The sequence below is a fragment of the Achromobacter sp. RT286_PF genome (assembly GCF_059760425.1).
Genome location: NZ_JCBAMR010000020.1, coordinates 1 through 15,994, shown reverse-complemented (window position 1 = coordinate 15,994; position 15,994 = coordinate 1). Strand labels below are relative to the sequence as shown.

At 64.6% G+C, this 15,994-nt stretch carries 14 protein-coding genes, 1 tRNA gene and 1 riboswitch; of the genes, 8 read left to right on the top strand and 7 right to left on the bottom strand.

The window, feature by feature from the left end; all coding sequences use genetic code 11:
* The first annotated feature begins 5 nt into the window (after positions 1–5).
* A complete protein-coding gene (locus AC6LJY_RS16610) occupies positions 6–209 on the top strand; it encodes a hypothetical protein (protein WP_120154882.1) in 204 nt (67 codons plus the stop codon).
* A 63-nt stretch (positions 210–272) separates the two neighbouring features.
* Here the strand turns inward: AC6LJY_RS16610 and AC6LJY_RS16605 are convergent, their stop codons facing one another.
* A complete protein-coding gene (locus AC6LJY_RS16605) occupies positions 273–1,559 on the bottom strand; it encodes an LLM class flavin-dependent oxidoreductase (RefSeq protein ID WP_046804585.1) in 1,287 nt (428 codons plus the stop codon).
* A gap of 5 nt (positions 1,560–1,564) precedes the next feature.
* Entirely contained in the window at positions 1,565–2,347 is a 783-nt protein-coding gene (locus AC6LJY_RS16600; protein WP_046804586.1) for a 3-oxoacyl-ACP reductase, read from the bottom strand.
* 106 nt (positions 2,348–2,453) lie between these two features.
* A riboswitch (TPP riboswitch) is annotated at positions 2,454–2,558 on the top strand.
* Between the two features lie 100 nt (positions 2,559–2,658).
* Here AC6LJY_RS16600 and AC6LJY_RS16595 point away from each other — a divergent pair.
* On the top strand, positions 2,659–4,110 hold the full coding sequence (locus tag AC6LJY_RS16595) for a sodium:solute symporter family protein (protein WP_498136372.1): 1,452 nt from the start codon (positions 2,659–2,661) through the stop codon (positions 4,108–4,110).
* 120 nt (positions 4,111–4,230) lie between these two features.
* Here the strand turns inward: AC6LJY_RS16595 and AC6LJY_RS16590 are convergent.
* Positions 4,231–4,306 (bottom strand) — tRNA-Ala (locus AC6LJY_RS16590).
* Positions 4,307–4,374: 68 nt separating this feature from the next.
* Complete coding sequence (gene xth / locus AC6LJY_RS16585) at positions 4,375–5,157, bottom strand: exodeoxyribonuclease III (RefSeq protein WP_046804588.1); 783 nt, start codon at positions 5,155–5,157, stop codon at positions 4,375–4,377.
* 622 nt (positions 5,158–5,779) lie between these two features.
* Here xth and AC6LJY_RS16580 point away from each other — a divergent pair.
* Complete coding sequence (locus tag AC6LJY_RS16580; RefSeq protein ID WP_319305792.1) at positions 5,780–6,193, top strand: type II toxin-antitoxin system VapC family toxin; 414 nt, start codon at positions 5,780–5,782, stop codon at positions 6,191–6,193.
* Here the strand turns inward: AC6LJY_RS16580 and AC6LJY_RS16575 are convergent, their stop codons facing one another.
* The gene (locus AC6LJY_RS16575) at positions 6,194–6,997 is read right to left on the bottom strand and encodes a FadR/GntR family transcriptional regulator (protein WP_046804589.1); all 804 of its coding nucleotides are present in this window, start codon (positions 6,995–6,997) and stop codon (positions 6,194–6,196) included. It lies immediately after the preceding gene.
* Between the two features lie 465 nt (positions 6,998–7,462).
* Here AC6LJY_RS16575 and AC6LJY_RS16570 point away from each other — a divergent pair, with 465 nt between their 5' ends.
* Complete coding sequence (locus tag AC6LJY_RS16570) at positions 7,463–8,896, top strand: aldehyde dehydrogenase family protein (RefSeq protein ID WP_046804645.1); 1,434 nt, start codon at positions 7,463–7,465, stop codon at positions 8,894–8,896.
* Between the two features lie 112 nt (positions 8,897–9,008).
* Positions 9,009–9,713 (top strand): riboflavin synthase subunit alpha, encoded by a 705-nt coding sequence (locus tag AC6LJY_RS16565; RefSeq protein ID WP_498136371.1) that lies wholly within the window; start codon positions 9,009–9,011, stop codon positions 9,711–9,713.
* 41 nt (positions 9,714–9,754) lie between these two features.
* On the opposite strand, the gene AC6LJY_RS16560 is transcribed toward AC6LJY_RS16565, so the two are convergent.
* On the bottom strand, positions 9,755–11,248 hold the full coding sequence (locus tag AC6LJY_RS16560) for a M81 family metallopeptidase (protein ID WP_498136370.1): 1,494 nt from the start codon (positions 11,246–11,248) through the stop codon (positions 9,755–9,757).
* Positions 11,249–11,567: 319 nt separating this feature from the next.
* On the opposite strand from AC6LJY_RS16560, the gene speG reads away from it, so the two are divergent.
* Positions 11,568–12,152 (top strand): spermidine N1-acetyltransferase, encoded by a 585-nt coding sequence (gene speG / locus AC6LJY_RS16555; RefSeq protein WP_006218930.1) that lies wholly within the window; start codon positions 11,568–11,570, stop codon positions 12,150–12,152.
* A gap of 63 nt (positions 12,153–12,215) precedes the next feature.
* On the opposite strand, the gene AC6LJY_RS16550 is transcribed toward speG, so the two are convergent.
* Entirely contained in the window at positions 12,216–14,681 is a 2,466-nt protein-coding gene (locus AC6LJY_RS16550; protein WP_498136369.1) for a heavy metal translocating P-type ATPase, read from the bottom strand.
* Positions 14,682–14,780: 99 nt separating this feature from the next.
* Between AC6LJY_RS16550 and cadR the strand changes: the two genes are divergently transcribed.
* Both cadR and AC6LJY_RS16540 read left to right on the top strand, forming a co-directional pair.
* The gene (gene cadR / locus AC6LJY_RS16545) at positions 14,781–15,215 is read left to right on the top strand and encodes a Cd(II)/Pb(II)-responsive transcriptional regulator (RefSeq protein WP_046804592.1); all 435 of its coding nucleotides are present in this window, start codon (positions 14,781–14,783) and stop codon (positions 15,213–15,215) included.
* Between the two features lie 124 nt (positions 15,216–15,339).
* Positions 15,340–15,936: a nitroreductase family protein gene (locus AC6LJY_RS16540; RefSeq protein ID WP_104144915.1), complete on the top strand. Its 597-nt coding sequence runs from the start codon at positions 15,340–15,342 to the stop codon at positions 15,934–15,936.
* Positions 15,937–15,994 lie beyond the last annotated feature (58 nt).

Below are 15,994 nucleotides of genomic sequence, written 5' to 3'. Positions count from 1 at the left end.
GTCAGATGCTTTGGCTGACGCTGGTTATTACCTTCATTCTCGCGGTCGCCGTCGGCGCCGTGCTGTCCCGTCATCCGGGCATTGTGTTGTACGACTGGCTGGCAACGCGCCAAGTCAACCGAAAAGCGGCTGCCCAAGAGCGGCGGCGTCTTGCGCAATTGCCCACGCACGCGCACACGCATCCGGCACCTGCGCCTTCTGTCGGCTAGTTGCTCGTCGCTTGAAGGCGCTTGCGCGGACGTCCGCGCATGTTGCTTCAGCGTCTATCGCGTCTATCCCGCCGGCCGCTCCAGCCCCAGATGCCCCCGCAGCGTAGTGTGTTCGTATTCCGTACGAAACAAGCCGCGCCGCTGCAACACCGGCACCACCTGGTCCACGAAGTCATCGATGCCGCCCGGCAACGACGGCGGCATCAGGTTGAAGCCGTCGGCGCCTTCGTTACGGAACCAGTGTTCCATCCGGTCTGCGATTTGCTCGGGCGTGCCCACCATCGTGCAGTGGCCGCCACCCGCCGCCAGGCGGCCCAGCAGTTGTCGCACGGTGGGTTGCTCGGTTTCAATGATGCGCAAAATGGTGGCGTAGCGGCCCTTGGGGCCCTTGAATTCATGCAGCGGCACCAGCGCCGGCACGGGAGCGTCCAGCTCCCAGGTGCTGCAATCTTGCAGCACGAAGGTGCCCAACTGCCGTAGCGATGCGTCGCTGGGCAGCAACACGTCCAGCTCGCGCTGTTTGGCACGGGCTTCGGCTTCGGTTGACCCCACGTACGTAACCAGCCCCGGCATGATGGGCACGAAGGCGGTGCGCCCTGCGTCGCGTACGCGTTGCTTGATGTCGCGGTAATACGATTGCGCGGCCGGCAAGTCATAGGCCACGGCGTAGATCGCCTCGGCTCGCCGGGCGGCCAGGTCGCGGCCTTGGTCGGATGCACCGGCCTGGAACAGAACGGGGTGGCCTTGGGGCGGGCGTGGCACGGTCAGCGGGCCGTCCACCAGGAAGTGGTCGCCGTGATGGTGGATCGGGCGCACGCGCTCGGGCACGCCATAGACGCCGTTGCGGTCGATGGCCAGGGCATCGTCCTTCCATGAATCGAACAAGCGCAACGCTACGTCCACGAATTCTTCGGCGCGCGCGTAGCGCCAGTCGTGCCCCGGCATGGCTTCAAAGCCGTGGTTGCGGGCTTCGGCGTCGAACATCGACGTGACGACGTTCCAGCCCATGCGTCCGCCCGATATGTGGTCCAGCGACGCCACCATGCGCGCCGCGTGGAACGGCGTGAAAAAGGTGCTGGACACGGTGCTGATCAAGCCGATGTGCGTGGTGGCGCGCGCGATGGCGGCCATGGTCGTCAGCGGCTCCAGGTACCAGCGCGGGCCGTCGCCGATGTTGTCGGTGGACTGGCCGTCGGCGAAAAAAATGGCGTCCAGCTTGCCGCGTTCCGCCGTGCGCGCCAGCGATTCGTAATAGCGGATATCGCCCAGGCGTTCAGCAGCCGAGTCCGGATGTCGCCAGGCGGCGCGGTGGTGGCCGCAGCCGAAGATGAACAGGTTCAGGTGCAACATGGAGATCAGTTCTTCACGAGGCCGCCGTCCACGACCAGGTTCTGGCCGGTGACGCTGCGCGACCAGGGGCTGGCAAAGAACAGCACGGCATCGGCGAACTGTTCCGGCGTGGTGACGGCGCGCAGCGGCGTGCTGGCGGCGATCAGGTCGAACACGGCTTCTGGCGTGGCGGCCGACGCGTCAGTGGTGCGCAAGAGGCCGCCGGACACCATGTTGACCGTGATGCCGTCGGGCCCCAGGTCCTGCGACAGCGTGCGCGTGAACGACAGCAGCGCGGCCTTGGCGGCGGTGTAGTCGTGATACGGCACCACCGGGTTCTGGACCAGGTTGGTGCCGATGTTGATGATGCGGCCCACCCCAGCCTGGCGCATGCCGGGCAGGGCGGCTTGCGTCGTGTTCAGCGCGCCGCGCACGCTGCCTTCGATCTGCTGATTCAAGTGGTCCCAGGTCAGCGTGTCGGCATGGGGGCGCGCGTCGCCGTTGAAGGCGAAGGCGGGCAGGGCGTTGTTGACCACCGTGGTGACGGGCATGCCGAAGTGGCTTTGCGCCTGTGCGATCATGGCGGCGACGGCGGTTGCGTCGCGCACGTCGGCCTGAACCGCCAGCGTCCGTTGCGGCGCGGTGGCGGCCAGCGCCTGCGCGGCCTGGGCGCTGTTCAGATAATTGATCACCACCTTTGCGCCTTCCCGCAAAAAGGCCCGTGTGATGTGCGCACCCAATCCGCGGGCGCCTCCCGTCACGATTACCAGTTGTTCATTCAAGGCGGGGGCGGGGTGGGCAATGGGCATGGTGGGCTCGTCGGTTCACCGGCACGCGTGCAATCAGGTGCCGCAAGCGGGCGAACTTAGCATAAATCGATGCGTTGACATTGGCTTGCCGCGACCCTAATCTTGCGGCAATTCCTGGGGGAGCCTGTTTGGCTGAGATTCCGCGTTGTCGCGGTAACCCTTTGAACCTGATCCGGGTAATGCCGGCGAAGGGAAGGACATCGCGCCATTCGCGCGCCCTCCCTAGTGCTTTGATCCATCAGCGGCCCGCCTTGCGGACGGGGCCGCAACGCGCGTCCGGCCGTTTGCCGGGCCAGGGAGGACCGCTTTCCATGCTGACCCAAACCACCGCCTTGATGTGGCTGCTGCTCTTTTCGGGTGGCTTTGCCGCCGCCAGCGTGCTGTATACGCGACGCAAGCGCGGCACGCTGGAAGACTACATCGTGGCGCGCAACAGCCAGGGCGCTTTTGGCACCATCCTGACGCTGATGGCGTCCACGCTGGGCGCGTGGATTCTGTTTTCGCCGGCGCAGGCCGCCACCTGGGGCGGCTTGGCGGCGGTTATCGGCTACGCGCTGGGGTCCATGTCGCCGCGTCTGGTCATGATTCCGTTGGGCCGGCGCATGCGCGAACTGATCCCGCACGGTCACACGCTGACGGAATTCCTGATGGCACGGTACGGACGGCCCATGTACGGGCTGGCGCTGTTCATCATGCTGTTCTACCTGTTCATCGCGCTGTCGGCCGAGGTCACGGCCATTGCCAAGCTGGTCACCATGCTGGCGCCGGTGCCGCTGTGGGCCACCGCCGCCATCGTGATGGGCACGACGCTGCTCTACACCACGTATGGTGGCTTGCGATCATCGATCTTCACCGATCAGGTGCAGATGATGGTCATCGTGCCGCTGCTGGTGATTCTTTGCGTGGTGGGCTGGCAGGCGGCGGGCGGGGCCTTGCCGACGATCGAGGCTTTACGCGCCAAGGCGCCACAGCTGCTGGATCTGACCGATCCCGTGGGTGTGAAGGCCGGCCTGACCTTCTTCGTGGCGATTTTGCTGACCGGCATCTTCCACCAGGGCAACTGGCAGCGCATCTATGCCGCCAAAGACACGCGGTCAATGCGCAATGGTTTTTTGCTGGGGGGCATCCTGGCCGCGCCGTTCATCTTCCTGATGGGTTTGTTCGGCCTTGCGTTTGTCGGGCTGGCGCCGCAGGGCGATAGTTCCATCGCGCTGTTCAGCGTCATCATGCCGCACGCGCCCGCCTGGTTCGTGATCGCGCTGATCCCGTTGGGCCTGTCGTTGGTCATGAGCACGGCCGACACCGCCATCAGCGCCGTGTCCAGCATCGTGGCGGTGGATATGCGCCGCCTGATGCCGCGCGCCACCGGCATGGACATGAAGCGTCTGGCGCGCTGGGCGGTGTTGCTGCTGGCGATTCCGGTGATGATCGTGGCCTCGCAGGGCTATAGCGTGCTGTATCTGTTCCTGCTGGCCGACCTGCTGTGCTCGGCCGCCGCGTTTCCGGTGTTCTATGGCCTGTTCAGCCGCAAGCACGATGGCGCCACCGCAACGACCGCGACGGTCGCGGGGCTGGCGGCCGGACTGTTCTTCTTTCCGGCGCCGGGCGACAAGCCTACGTTTCTGCTCGAATCGTTCCTGCTGGCCGCCTTTGTCCCGGTGCTGGTCACCGTGTTGATGCGCGGGATGCGTCGCGGCGTCGAGGAGTTTGATCTGTCGACACTGAGCGCGGCGGTGCGCCGTTTGGACAAGGACCCGGCCTGATGGTGGCTTGAAATATGGCCGGAATTCCGGCCTGAATTCCGGCCCGATCCCGCGCCGCCAGCCAAAACAAAAAAGCCTTGGAACCCGTTGCGGTGTCCAAGGCTTTCTTGTCTGGAATATTGGTGGAGCGGAGGAGGATCGAACTCCCGACCTTCGCATTGCGAACGCGACGCTCTCCCAGCTGAGCTACCGCCCCAATGAAGCAAGAGCAAAACTATACCTGAACAATAAAGCGCCGCGCAATACGGCGCGGCGCAATTATTTTCAGACGAATTCCAGGGTGGCCACCACCGGCGCGTGGTCCGACGGCTGCTCGTTGCGGCGCGGCTCTTTGTCGATGACGCAGGCCACGCAGCGCTTGACCAGCGGGGCCGACAACAACACGTGGTCGATCCGCAGGCCGGCATTGCGACGGAAGGCGAATTGCCGGTAATCCCACCACGAAAACGACTTTTCGGGCTGCTCGAACAGGCGGAACGAATCGGTCAGGCCCAGCTCCATCAGGCTGCGCAAAGCCGCGCGTTCCGGTTCAGACACCAGCACCTGGCCTTCCCATTTCTCGGGGTTGTGCACGTCTTCATCGGCGGGGGCGACGTTGTAGTCACCCAGTACCGCCAAGCGCGGATACTGCTTGATTTCCTCCGCCAGCCAGTTGCGCATGGCGTCAAACCAGGCCAGCTTGTACAAATACTTGTCCGAATCCACCGCCTGACCATTGGGGCAGTACGCACAAACGACACGCACGTCGCCTTCGGGGCTGGGAAACGTCAGCGCCAGCACGCGTTGCTGCGGATCTTCGTAGCCGGGAATATTGCGCACCATCGACGTACCCGGCACGCGCGACACAATCGCCACGCCGTTATACGTTTTCTGCCCCGCCCAAACCGCGTGGTAACCGGCTTCCTTGAACGCCGCCTCCGGAAACTTGTCGTCGGTCAGCTTCAGTTCCTGGATGCACAGCACATCGACGGGATTGGCAGCCAGCCAATCCAGCACCTGCTGCAGGCGTACATTCAGGGAGTTCACGTTCCAGGTAGCTAATTTCATGATTTTTGTAGACCGTTTGTGGATGCGGTTCTGGTTGTCGTTGGGTTTCTGAAGGGCGGCGTCGGCTGTCCAACCGTGCGCGGGCATAGTTGGCCGAGCGTGCGCCCATGCCAGGCGCGCGCCAGAGATAAGGCCAGATGATACCGTGGCGGCTTGGCCGTTCGCTGCAGTGGACCAACACGGGGACGTCGCTGCTTCCGGGCGCGCCGGAGTAGGAACTTGTCCTACATTTTGCCGATATGCATGTCAAAACACGCTTTACTGCCTAGACTGTTGCAATACTTCTTCTGGGAGCCGCCCATGAAAACCTCGCCTGCGCAGGACGACCAAGCCCAGCTTATTGACATGCCTGACGAATTTTTTGGAACCAGGTCGCCCCGACCGATCTCACGTGGTCTTGAACAGGCTGCGCCCAAATGGGCGGGGCCGCGCCCGTGCGCGCCTTCCGCCAAATCCGGCAGATCGTCCATAGAGCTCGGCGCAACTTCGGATCCCGCTAGGAAGCCGACGTTAAAAGCCCTTTTATTGAGCGACTTCGCGCGTACCGAACAGTTGACGCCTGCAAGGAACCAGAAGCGCCTGGCGCTTCCCACTTTCGCTTCTTCTACGCGCCGATGAAATTATGTACTTGCTGGACACCAACGTTGTTTCCGAACTGCGTCGTCCCCGGCCGCATGCCGGCGTCGTCGCCTGGTTGCAATCGGTGGATGACAGCAGGTTGCACCTGTCCGCGGTAACGGTCGGCGAAATTCAGATCGGAATTGAGAGGACGCGGGCTCAGGATCAAGCCAAAGCGGAAGACCTTTCACGCTGGTTGGACGCCTTGCAGGACGTCTATAACGTCCTGCCCATGCATGGCAGGGCCTTTCGCCTGTGGGCCAGGTTGATTCACCGCCGCTCTGACACGCTGAACGAAGATGCGATGATCGCCGCGACCGCGAAACTCGCCAGGATGATCGTGGTGACCCGAAACGTTGGCGACTTCGTTCATTTCGACGTTCCCATCCTAAACCCATTCCAGCCGTCTTCGCCTTGATCAATGCTCAGACCCGCTATTGAGCATCCGGCTCTTGGCCTTTTCGATATGGGAGCGCATGACGTTGCGGGCGCCGTCGGCGTCTTGGGCCTGGATCAAGCGGTACAGGTGGCGGTGTTCGTCGATGGCGGCGCGGGTGCGTTTCCAGGGTTCGCTGTGGACCAGGTGGCGCATGACGTTGACGGCGTGGCTGACGTCGTATTCCAGTGACTTGAGCACTTGCACGAAGCGCTGGTTGCTGGTGGCGGCGGCGATGGCCTGGTGAAAGCCGTAGTCGTAGTGATGCGCGATGGCGCCGGAGGCGTCGGCTTCTTCGTAGCCCGTCAGCATGCGGTCCATGTCGTGCAAGTCGTCGCTGCTGCGGCGCAGGGCGGCCAGGTAGGCGCATTCGGGCTCGATCACCATGCGTAGTTCCAGGCCTTCCAGGATGTGGCCGACGCGGCGCGCCGGGTCAACGGCGGGCATGCCGCCCATCAAGTCTGGCTTGGCGCGCACGTAGGTGCCGGAGCCTCGGATCGAGTCCACCAACCGGTCTTCGCGCAGGCGGTCCAGCGCTTGTCGGACCACCGGGCGCGACACCTCGAACAGCGCGGCCAATTCCAATTCAGTGGGCAGCTTGTTGCCCGGCGCGATCTTGCCGGTGGCGATGGCGTAGAACAGGCTTTCGTAGACGCGTTCGGCAAAGCGCTCGGCGCGGACATAGCCCAGGCCAGAGGCCACGTCCGCCAGCACATCCAATTCGGGGCGGGGACGGGAAGCGGATTCCAGTAATGCGTCCAGCTGCGGGTCACGCTCGTTGCTCATTGGCGCGTTCCTCAAAGTGAATAGCGTGAAGAAAGTGGAAGTTTGTCAGTCGCCATGACAACATCGCGGTATCCGGGAAAAATTCCAGGGTAGGCACAGATCAGTAACCGTCTGATAGATAAGGGATTACCCGAATCCTCAGTCAAAAATTCCGAGCCTTGGATAGAAAGCTGTCAATTCAATTGACAAGTTATGCCGGCCTCCCGTAATTTGCCACAAACGACATCGCCCGCGCCGCTGACGCGCGGACGGCGACACGGGCTTTCCCGTGGCGCCCGGCCATCGGCAAGAACCGGCAAACCCGGAATGCCCGCCTGGCCGCATCCGAGACAACACGACCACCGCCAATATGGGCTGCCGCACACCTACCGCTACCTTGCACTTTTTATCGTGCCGGGAACGTTGCGCGCGCGTCGGCGCCTTTTCCGCAACTGGCCGTTCGGCCGCTACTTTACTCCGCACACCGTGACTCAGAAGAACTTTATCGCCAATCAATGGGTGGCCTCTGCCACCGGTGAAACCATTGCCGTCGTGAACCCGTCCGATGGCAAGCCCTTCGAGGCGATTGCCCGATCCGGCGAGGCGGACGTAGACCGCGCCGTGCAGGCCGCGCGCCAGGCGTTTGAAGGCGAGTGGGGCCAGATGGCGCCCGCCGTGCGCAGCCGCCTGCTGATGAAGATTGCGTTTGCCCTGCTGGACCGCCAGGAAGAGCTGGCTCAACTGGAATCCGCCGATACCGGCAAGCCCATCAAGCAGGCGCGCGCCGACGCCGCCGCCGTGGCGCGTTATTTCGAGTTCTATGCCGGCGCCGTCGACAAGCTGCATGGCGAGACCATTCCCTACACCCCGGGCTTCACCGTGCTGACCGTGCGCGAAGCGCATGGCGTGACGGGCCACATCGTGCCCTGGAACTACCCGCTACAGATCTTTGGCCGCAGCGTTGGCGCGGCGCTGGCCGCCGGCAACGCCTGCGTGGTCAAGCCCGCCGAGGACGCGTGCCTGTCGCTGCTGAAGCTGGCCGAGATTGCCGCTGAAGTCGGCCTGCCCGCGGGCGCGCTGAACATCGTCACCGGCTACGGCCATGAAGCGGGCGCGGCGCTGTCGGCGCATCCCGGCATCGACCATATCTCGTTCACGGGTTCGCCGCAGACCGGCAAGATGGTGGCCCATGCCGCCGCCGATAACCACGTGCCGGTGACGCTGGAACTGGGCGGCAAGTCGCCCCAGATCGTGTTCGATGACGCCGACCTGGACGCTGCCATGCCGGTGCTGCTGGCCGCCATCATCCAGAACGCCGGCCAGACGTGCTCGGCGGGCAGCCGCGTATTGATTCAGCGTGGCGTGTACGAAACGGTGCTCAAGCGCCTGTCGGACGCCTTCGCCGCAACCGTTACCGGCCCGGCCGCAAAGGACCTGGACGTGGGTCCGCTGATCAGCGGCCGCCAGCACGATCGCGTGCGCGGTTTCCTGGCCGAAGCGCAAGCGGAAGGCTTGAAGGTTGCCGCGCGCGGCCAGCTCCAGGACGGCGCGCCCGAGTCGGGCTACTACCAGCCGCCCGTGCTGTTCCGCGACGTGCCGCCCAACAGCCGCCTGGCGCAGGAAGAAGTGTTTGGCCCGGTGCTGGCCGCCATGGTGTTCGACACCGAGCAAGAAGCGCTGGAAATCGCCAATGGCACGCTGTACGGCCTGGTGGCGGGCGTGTGGACGCGCGACGGGGCCCGCCAGATGCGTCTGGCCCGCCAACTGCGCGCCGGCCAGGTCTTCATCAATAACTATGGCGCCGGCGGCGGCGTGGAACTGCCGTTTGGTGGCTCGCGCCAGTCGGGCTATGGCCGCGAAAAGGGCTTTGAAGCGCTGTACGGCTTCACCACGCTCAAGACCATCGCCATCCGTCATTGATGGCTGGCGGGTGACGCCAGGTACCCGCATGCGGCGCGGCGGTCCGGAGCAAAATATCGGTTAACGTTGATGTTTTGCTTCTGGGGCCCGCCGCCCCGTATTCAGGATCTGTATGTTCACCGGTATTGTTCAAGGCACCGCGACGATCGCAAAGATCGCGGACCGCGAAGGCCTGCGCACCTTCACGCTGGATTTCCCCCCTGGTTTCTGTGTAGACCTGGCCATCGGCGCCAGCGTATCGACGGACGGCGTCTGCCTGACCGTCACTGAACTGCTATCCGACAACCAGGCCACGTTCGACGTGATGCTGCAAAGCCTGGCCATCACCACGCTGGGCAGCTACGCCGAAGGCGACCGCGCCAACGTCGAGCGCGCTGCCAAGGACGGGGCCGAGATCGGCGGGCATCCGCTGTCGGGGCACGTCGATTTCACGTCTGAAGTCATCATGGTGAAGTCGTCCGACACCAATCGCCTGATGCGTTTCAGCATTCCCGAAGCTTTCCGCAAATACGTGTTCGCCAAGGGCTATATCGCCATCAACGGCGCCAGCCTGACTGTGTCGGAAGTGAACCGCGCCGAAGGCTGGTTTGAAGTGTGGCTGATTCCCGAAACGCGCCGCATGACGGTGTTCGAAGACAAGCAGGTGGGCGACTTCGTCAACATTGAAATCGAGCGCAGCACGCAGGTCGTGGTCGATACCGTGCGCGAAACGGTGCAGGAAAGCCTGGGCAAGCTGCAACCGCTGCTGGAAGCCATCCTGAAGGAAAAGGGGCTGACACTGGAAGACTTTGTCAGCCCGCGGGGCAAGCTGAAATAACGCGTCCGGGGCGCGTACCCCGGACGGTTTATCCCCCAGCGTTATTGCCCGAAGGGCCGTCCCTCGGGGCGTACGCGCATACCCGGTTGCAAGCGCGTCCAAGGCAGGTCCGCCGGGTCGGCCTGCATCGGGCCGGGCGCCTTGGCCACCAGCACGTCGTGCGCAATCGGCTGGAAGTCGGCGCGAAAGTGCACCGAGCTTTTCACGACCAATATCCCCATTTCCTCAGGCTGCACACCGCCCACGCGGAACAGGTTGCGGTCCAGCATCTGCGCCTTGCTGGCGCTGACCACCACGCGCACGCCGCCGATACGCAAGCCCGCCACGGCGCCCAGGTCCACGTCCATGCCGTGCATCATCGGGCCATCAAAACGAAGCTTGCCGGGCGACAGCGTTTCCACGACGAAGTCCCCCGTAAACGGGGAATCGCCCGCAACGCCGGACTGCCCGCCCAGGCTTAACGTGACGGTCTGGCCGATGCCGGCGGCGGTGGCGGCGCGCACGGCGTCCGGGTCGTACAGCAAGCCCAGCGCGGCATTCTGCGCGTCCGCCTCGACCAGCGCGCGCAGCATGCCGGTGGTATTGGCGTCGCCACCCGCGCCGGGGTTGTCCTGCGTATCCGCGATCACGATGGGGCGAGACGCGCCCGCGGCCAGCTCCTGGGCGCGCCGCACGGCATCGGCCGGTTCCAGGAAGTCGGGCGACCATTGCGGTTCCAGCTCAAGCACCTGCCGGTACAGCGTTTCAGTGACCTGTTCCACGGCCGCCGCGTCGGTGCCGTACGCCCACACCACGGGGCCGCATTCCGGAAAGTCCGCTGCCGGAAAACCCGGCGCGAACGATATCGATGTGACGCCCGCCGTTTGCTCCAGGTGCGCCAGCGCGTCGTACACGCCTTTGGACGGTTGCAGCATGGTGCACATGCCGTTGATCGGGATCAGGAAGGGCAGGCGGCGCACGTGCATCGTCCAGTGGTCGCCCGCCGCAATGCGCGCCAGCAAGAGGCGGGCCGCGTGTTCGCCCGTGTCGGCCATGTCCACGTGCGGATAGGTGCGAAAGGCGACCAGCGCATCGGCCTGTTGCAGCATCTGCGCGGTAACGTTGGCGTGCAGGTCCAGGCTGGCGACCACGGGCACGGCGGGGCCGACAATCTGGCGCAGGCGCGCCAGCAGTTCGCCTTCGCCGTCGTCCAGGTGTTCGGTCACCATCGCGCCGTGCAGGTCCAGGTAGACGGCGTCGTAGGGGCGGGCGCGCGCGGCGTCCAGGATTTCACCGGCGATGCGTTCGAAGGCGTCACGCGTCACGTGCGCGGATGGGCTGGCGCCGGCCCAGATCACCGGATGCACGGTGTGCCCGGCCGCCTGGATGGCGTTGATGAAGCCGCCGGCGGGAATGTTGACCGAACGCAGCGCCAGCATGTCCTGGCCGCGCACCATCGCGGGAAAGCCTTCGCCGCGGACAAAGTTGTCATACCCGGCCTTGGAGGGCGCAAAGGTATTGGTCTCGTGCTGGAATCCAGCCACCAGGATGTGCATGTTTTTTCCTCTTGGATTTTTGAATGTGTGTCGTGGTCTTGCGGCGTAGCCGTTGCCGACGGGACGATTATTGGAGACGTACCAGGGTTTGGCAATAGCGCAAAACCGGGCCGCGCCGCCTGCGGGGCCTGGCCGCCGGGCCAGACCGGCGTGCAAGGTGTTTTTAGAAAGTCTTGATATTTAAAGGCAGTAACGACAATGCTTTCCAGGCAAAAATGGCTGGAAAGCCGCATGAACGTTCAAGAAATTTCTGAAATTCCCATAAGACGGTCGTTTCGAGGCGAATCGGAATACAATGGCGACACTTTCGGAGGTTCTTATGTCGGTCATATCCGATATCAAAATTCGCCCCCTAGAGCGCGGCGATCTGCACTTCGTGCACAAGATCAACAACAACGACGTCATCATGCGGTACTGGTTCGAAGAGCCCTACGAGGCCTATGACGAACTGGTCGCACTCTATGATCGCCACCTGCACGATCAAAACGAACGGCGCTTCATCATCGAGCACGATACCGGGCAGCCCGCCGGCCTGGTCGAACTGGTTGAAATCGACTACATCCACCGCCGTGCCGAATTCCAGATCATCATTGCGCCCAGCTACCAGGGCCGGGGTTACGCCAAGGCGGCCACTCGCATCGCCGTGGGCTATGCGTTTCGCGTGCTGAACATGCACAAGGTTTATCTGGTGGTCGACAAGGACAATACCGCCGCCGTGCACGTCTACGAACGCTGCGGCTTCCAGATCGAAGGGCTGATGAAAGAAGAGTTCTTTTCCAACGGCGCCTATCGCGACGCCTACCGTATGGCGCTGCTGCAACACGAACACCTGCGCGACGTCGGCCCCGGTGCACCCGATGCACCGGTGCTGCGCGACTGGCCGCAGGAAGAGCAGACGGGCTAAGCAAGCCCGTCCCGCCAACGCGTCACTGCATCACTGCGTCACTACATCACTGCCGCGCCCGCATCACTGCGCCGCGCGCAGCAGGCGCAGGCCGTTGGCCACCACCAGCAGGCTGGCGCCCACATCGGCGAACACGGCCATCCACAGCGTGGCGTTGCCCGTCATGGCCAGCGCCAGGAACACCACCTTGATACCCAGCGCCAGCACGATGTTCTGGATCAGCACGCGGTGGGTGGCGCGTGACAGGCGCAAAAATGTTCCGATCTTGCGCAGGTCATCGTCCATCAGGGCGACGTCCGCCGTTTCAATTGCCGTTCCCGTGCCGGCCGCGCCCATCGCAAAACCGATGTCGGCGCGCGCCAGTGCGGGGGCATCGTTGATGCCGTCGCCCACCATGCCCACCTTGCCGGCGCTTGCCTCGTTGGCCGCCAGCTTGCTTTCGATGGCGGTCAGCTTGTCTTCCGGCAACTGATCTCCCCGCGCTTCGTCTATGCCCACCTGCTGCGCGATGGCTTGCGCGGTGGGCGTGTTGTCGCCGGTCAGCATCAGCGTGCGCACCCCCAGCGCGTGCAGGTCCGCGATGGCCTCGGCGCTGCTGGGTTTGACCGTGTCGGCCACAGCGGCCAACGCCAGCACGCGCTGCCCGTCGGTCAATGCGATGGCGCTTTTGCCCTGGCGTTCCAATTCGTCCATGCGGGCTTCCAGCTTGGGGCTGGACACGCCCGCGTCGCGCATCAGGCGGCGGTTGCCCAATTGGAAGGTCACGCCATCGATCCGCGCGCTGACGCCACGGCCGGGCAGGGCGGTGAAGGCGTCCACGTCCAGCAGCGTCTTGCCGGCCTCGCGTGCCGCGTTCGCCACGGCCAGCGACACGGGGTGGTCCGAGCGCGCCGCCAGGCTGGCCGCGATCAACGTGGCGGGGTGGCGGGTGGCGTCGGACACGTCCCAGTCTTGCAGGTCGGTCTGCACCGGTTTGCCGTGGGTCAGCGTGCCGGTCTTGTCCAGCGCCAGCCACTTCAGGTTGCGGCCTTCTTCCAGATACACGCCACCCTTGATCAGGATGCCACGGCGCGAGGCCGCCGTCAGGCCGCTGACAATGCTGACCGGCGTCGAGATCACCAAGGCGCAGGGGCAGGCAATGATCAGCAGCGCCAATGCGCGGTAGATCGCGTCAAACCAGGGTTGGCCCCACAGCAGCGGGGGCACGGTTGCCACCAGCAGCGCCACCGCCACCACGGCGGGCGTGTAGATGCGCGAGAAGCGGTCGATGAAGCGTTGCGTGGGGGCGCGAGCGCCCTGCGCCTGCTCGACGGCATGGATGATGCGGGCCAGCGTGGTGTTGCCGGCTGCGGCGGTGACGCGGTATTCGAACGAGCCCGCGGCGTTCACGGTGGCTGCGTAGACGGGGTCGTCCTGCGCCTTTTCCACGGGCAGGCTTTCGCCGGTGATCGGCGATTGGTCCACGGTGGAACGGCCGCTGACGATGATGCCGTCGGCCGCAATGCGTTCGCCGGGGCGTACGCGCACCACATCGCCCACGCCCAGTTGCGCGGCCGGCACCTCAAGCCAGGCGCCATCGGCCTGACGCACGGTGGCGGTTTCGGGTGCCAGGTCCAGCAGGCCGCGCACGGCGTTGCGGGCGCGGTCCAGCGAACGGGCTTCGATCAGCTCGGCCACGTTGAACAGGAACATCACCATGGCGGCTTCGGGCCACTGGCCGATCAGCACCGCGCCGGTCACGGCGATGCTCATCAGCGCGTTGATGTTCAGGTTGCCGTTGCGCACGGCGATCCAGCCCTTGCGGTAGGTGGTGACGCCGCAAGCCAGGATGGCTGCCACGGCCAGCGCTGCCGTGACGCCCCAGTGCCAGCCCGCGAAATGCGAAAACTCGGACAGCGCGGCCAGCACGCCGGCCCCGCCGATCAGCCACCAGTTCACGCGGCTGGCGGCGGCGGGGGTGCCCGCGGTGCCGTCCGCCAGGGGTTCCGGCGTCATGTCCAGCGACTTGATGGCCGCGATGACCCGGTCCAGCGCGCCCTCGGCGTGCACCACCGTCAGCACCCGTTGCATCAGGTTGAAGTCCAGCGCGTGCACGACGTCCAGGCCGTCGAGCTTTTTGCGGATCAGGGTTTCTTCGGTGGGGCAGTCCATCTGCCCGATGCGCAACCGCGCCAGCGCCTGGCCGGGGCCGGCCGTAAGCGTCGCCGCGCCGCTGGCCGACGCCGTAAATGCCTGCCCGCCATGGTCATGGCCGCAGCAGGCGGTGGGGGCGGGGGCGTGATTGTGCTCATGGCCGTGGCTGTGATCGTGCCCGTGCTTGTCCGAGCCATGGCTATGGCGCTTGCTGTGATCGTGCCCGCCCGTGCCATGGCTATGGTCATGGCCGCCCTGACCGCGGTCGTGGGCGGCGTGGTCATGCGTGGCGTGGTCGTGCTCGTGGTCCCCGTGGGCGTGGTCATGCCCGCTGCAGCAGGCGTCGGCCTGCCCGCCAGCGCGGTGATCGTGCGATTTGATCGGAGGAAAAGCCATCTTCTGCGCCTTGTTGAAACGGATGACGCCATTGCACACCTTGGAGTTACTATAGGGTCAAGCCCAAAATTTCACTCGGAATGCGTTCCAGGAGGCGTGATGCGAATCGGCGAATTGGCGACGGCGGCCGGCACTACGGTCGAAACCGTGCGTTATTACGAAAAAGAAGGCCTGCTGCCCGCGCCCGACCGCGGGCTTAATAATTACCGCAGTTACGGCCAGGCCCATTTGGAACGTCTGCGCCTGATCCGCAATTGCCGGGCGCTGGACATGACGCAGGACGAAATCCGCGCGATCCTGTCCCTGGCCGACAACCACCAGAAGGGTTGTGGCCCTATTAATGAGCTGTTCGACGAACACATCTCGCATGTGGATGAACGTATCGCCGAGCTTCTGCAACTGAAAGCCCAACTGACCGAATTGCGCCAGCGTTGCCTGTCGGCGCGCCCGGATACGGACGATTGCGGCATCCTGCACGGCTTGTCCGAAATGCAGGTGGAAGAGCGCCAGGAACGGCATACGCATCTCGGGTGAATCCCCGGCCTGACCGCCACCCATTCGCGCCGATGCCCTTGCCGCCGGTCAGGGGATACCCCTATCGGCCGGACGGCATCGCTTAATATGAGAATCTGTCTTTTTTACAAAAGCGCCCGACTCAATGACTGCCACCACCCCCACCGCCACCCCGCTGCACGCGCTGACCTCGCGCCGTTCCTTTAAGTTCCTGCGCGCGCCGGCTCCCAAGCCGGACGAGCTGGAACAGATCCTGCAAGCCGCCATGTCGGCGCCCGATCACGGTGCCTTGCGCCCGTGGCGCTTCGTCGTGATTCAAGGCGAGGCCATCGGCAAGTTGGCGGACGTGGCGCTGGATGCCGTCAAGCGCAGCGGCGACCCGCGCATGACGCCCGAGAAAGAAAAGTCGGTGCGCGAATGGATGGCCAGCGTGCCGCTGTTTATCGGCGTGGCGCAGAAAATCGCCCACGGCAACACCAAGATCCCCGAACACGAACAGCTGCTGGCCACCGGCTGCGCGGTGATGAACATCCTGAACGCCACGCACATGCTGGGCTACGCCGCGTTCTGGAGCACCGGCGTGGGCACCTACGTTGAAGACGTGCAGAACGCCTTGGGCCTGGATTCGCTGGACTACCGCTTCCTGGGTTACCTGGCCATCGGCACGCCGGGTTGCGCCGTGCCGCCGGCCAACCGCCCGGACTTCCGCGAGTTCGTCTCGGAGTGGACCGGGCCCGTCTAAGGGCGGGTTGTTTGGCCAGGCGCCCCACGGGGCGCTTGCGCGCCAGGCAATAAATAAC

Bases quoted from the DNA above. Each gene is read 5' to 3' on its own strand.
- AC6LJY_RS16575 (WP_046804589.1), bottom strand. From the start codon at position 6,997: ATGAGCAACGAGCGTGACCCGCAGCTGGACGCATTACTGGAATCCGCT.
- speG (WP_006218930.1), top strand. From the start codon at position 11,568: ATGTCGGTCATATCCGATATCAAAATTCGCCCCCTAGAGCGCGGCGAT.
- AC6LJY_RS16595 (WP_498136372.1), top strand. From the start codon at position 2,659: ATGCTGACCCAAACCACCGCCTTGATGTGGCTGCTGCTCTTTTCGGGT.
- AC6LJY_RS16605 (WP_046804585.1), bottom strand. From the start codon at position 1,559: ATGTTGCACCTGAACCTGTTCATCTTCGGCTGCGGCCACCACCGCGCC.
- AC6LJY_RS16540 (WP_104144915.1), top strand. From the start codon at position 15,340: ATGACTGCCACCACCCCCACCGCCACCCCGCTGCACGCGCTGACCTCG.
- cadR (WP_046804592.1), top strand. From the start codon at position 14,781: ATGCGAATCGGCGAATTGGCGACGGCGGCCGGCACTACGGTCGAAACC.
- AC6LJY_RS16560 (WP_498136370.1), bottom strand. From the start codon at position 11,248: ATGCACATCCTGGTGGCTGGATTCCAGCACGAGACCAATACCTTTGCG.
- AC6LJY_RS16580 (WP_319305792.1), top strand. From the start codon at position 5,780: ATGTACTTGCTGGACACCAACGTTGTTTCCGAACTGCGTCGTCCCCGG.
- AC6LJY_RS16565 (WP_498136371.1), top strand. From the start codon at position 9,009: ATGTTCACCGGTATTGTTCAAGGCACCGCGACGATCGCAAAGATCGCG.
- AC6LJY_RS16600 (WP_046804586.1), bottom strand. From the start codon at position 2,347: ATGCCCATTGCCCACCCCGCCCCCGCCTTGAATGAACAACTGGTAATC.
- xth (WP_046804588.1), bottom strand. From the start codon at position 5,157: ATGAAATTAGCTACCTGGAACGTGAACTCCCTGAATGTACGCCTGCAG.
- AC6LJY_RS16610 (WP_120154882.1), top strand. From the start codon at position 6: ATGCTTTGGCTGACGCTGGTTATTACCTTCATTCTCGCGGTCGCCGTC.
- AC6LJY_RS16550 (WP_498136369.1), bottom strand. From the start codon at position 14,681: ATGGCTTTTCCTCCGATCAAATCGCACGATCACCGCGCTGGCGGGCAG.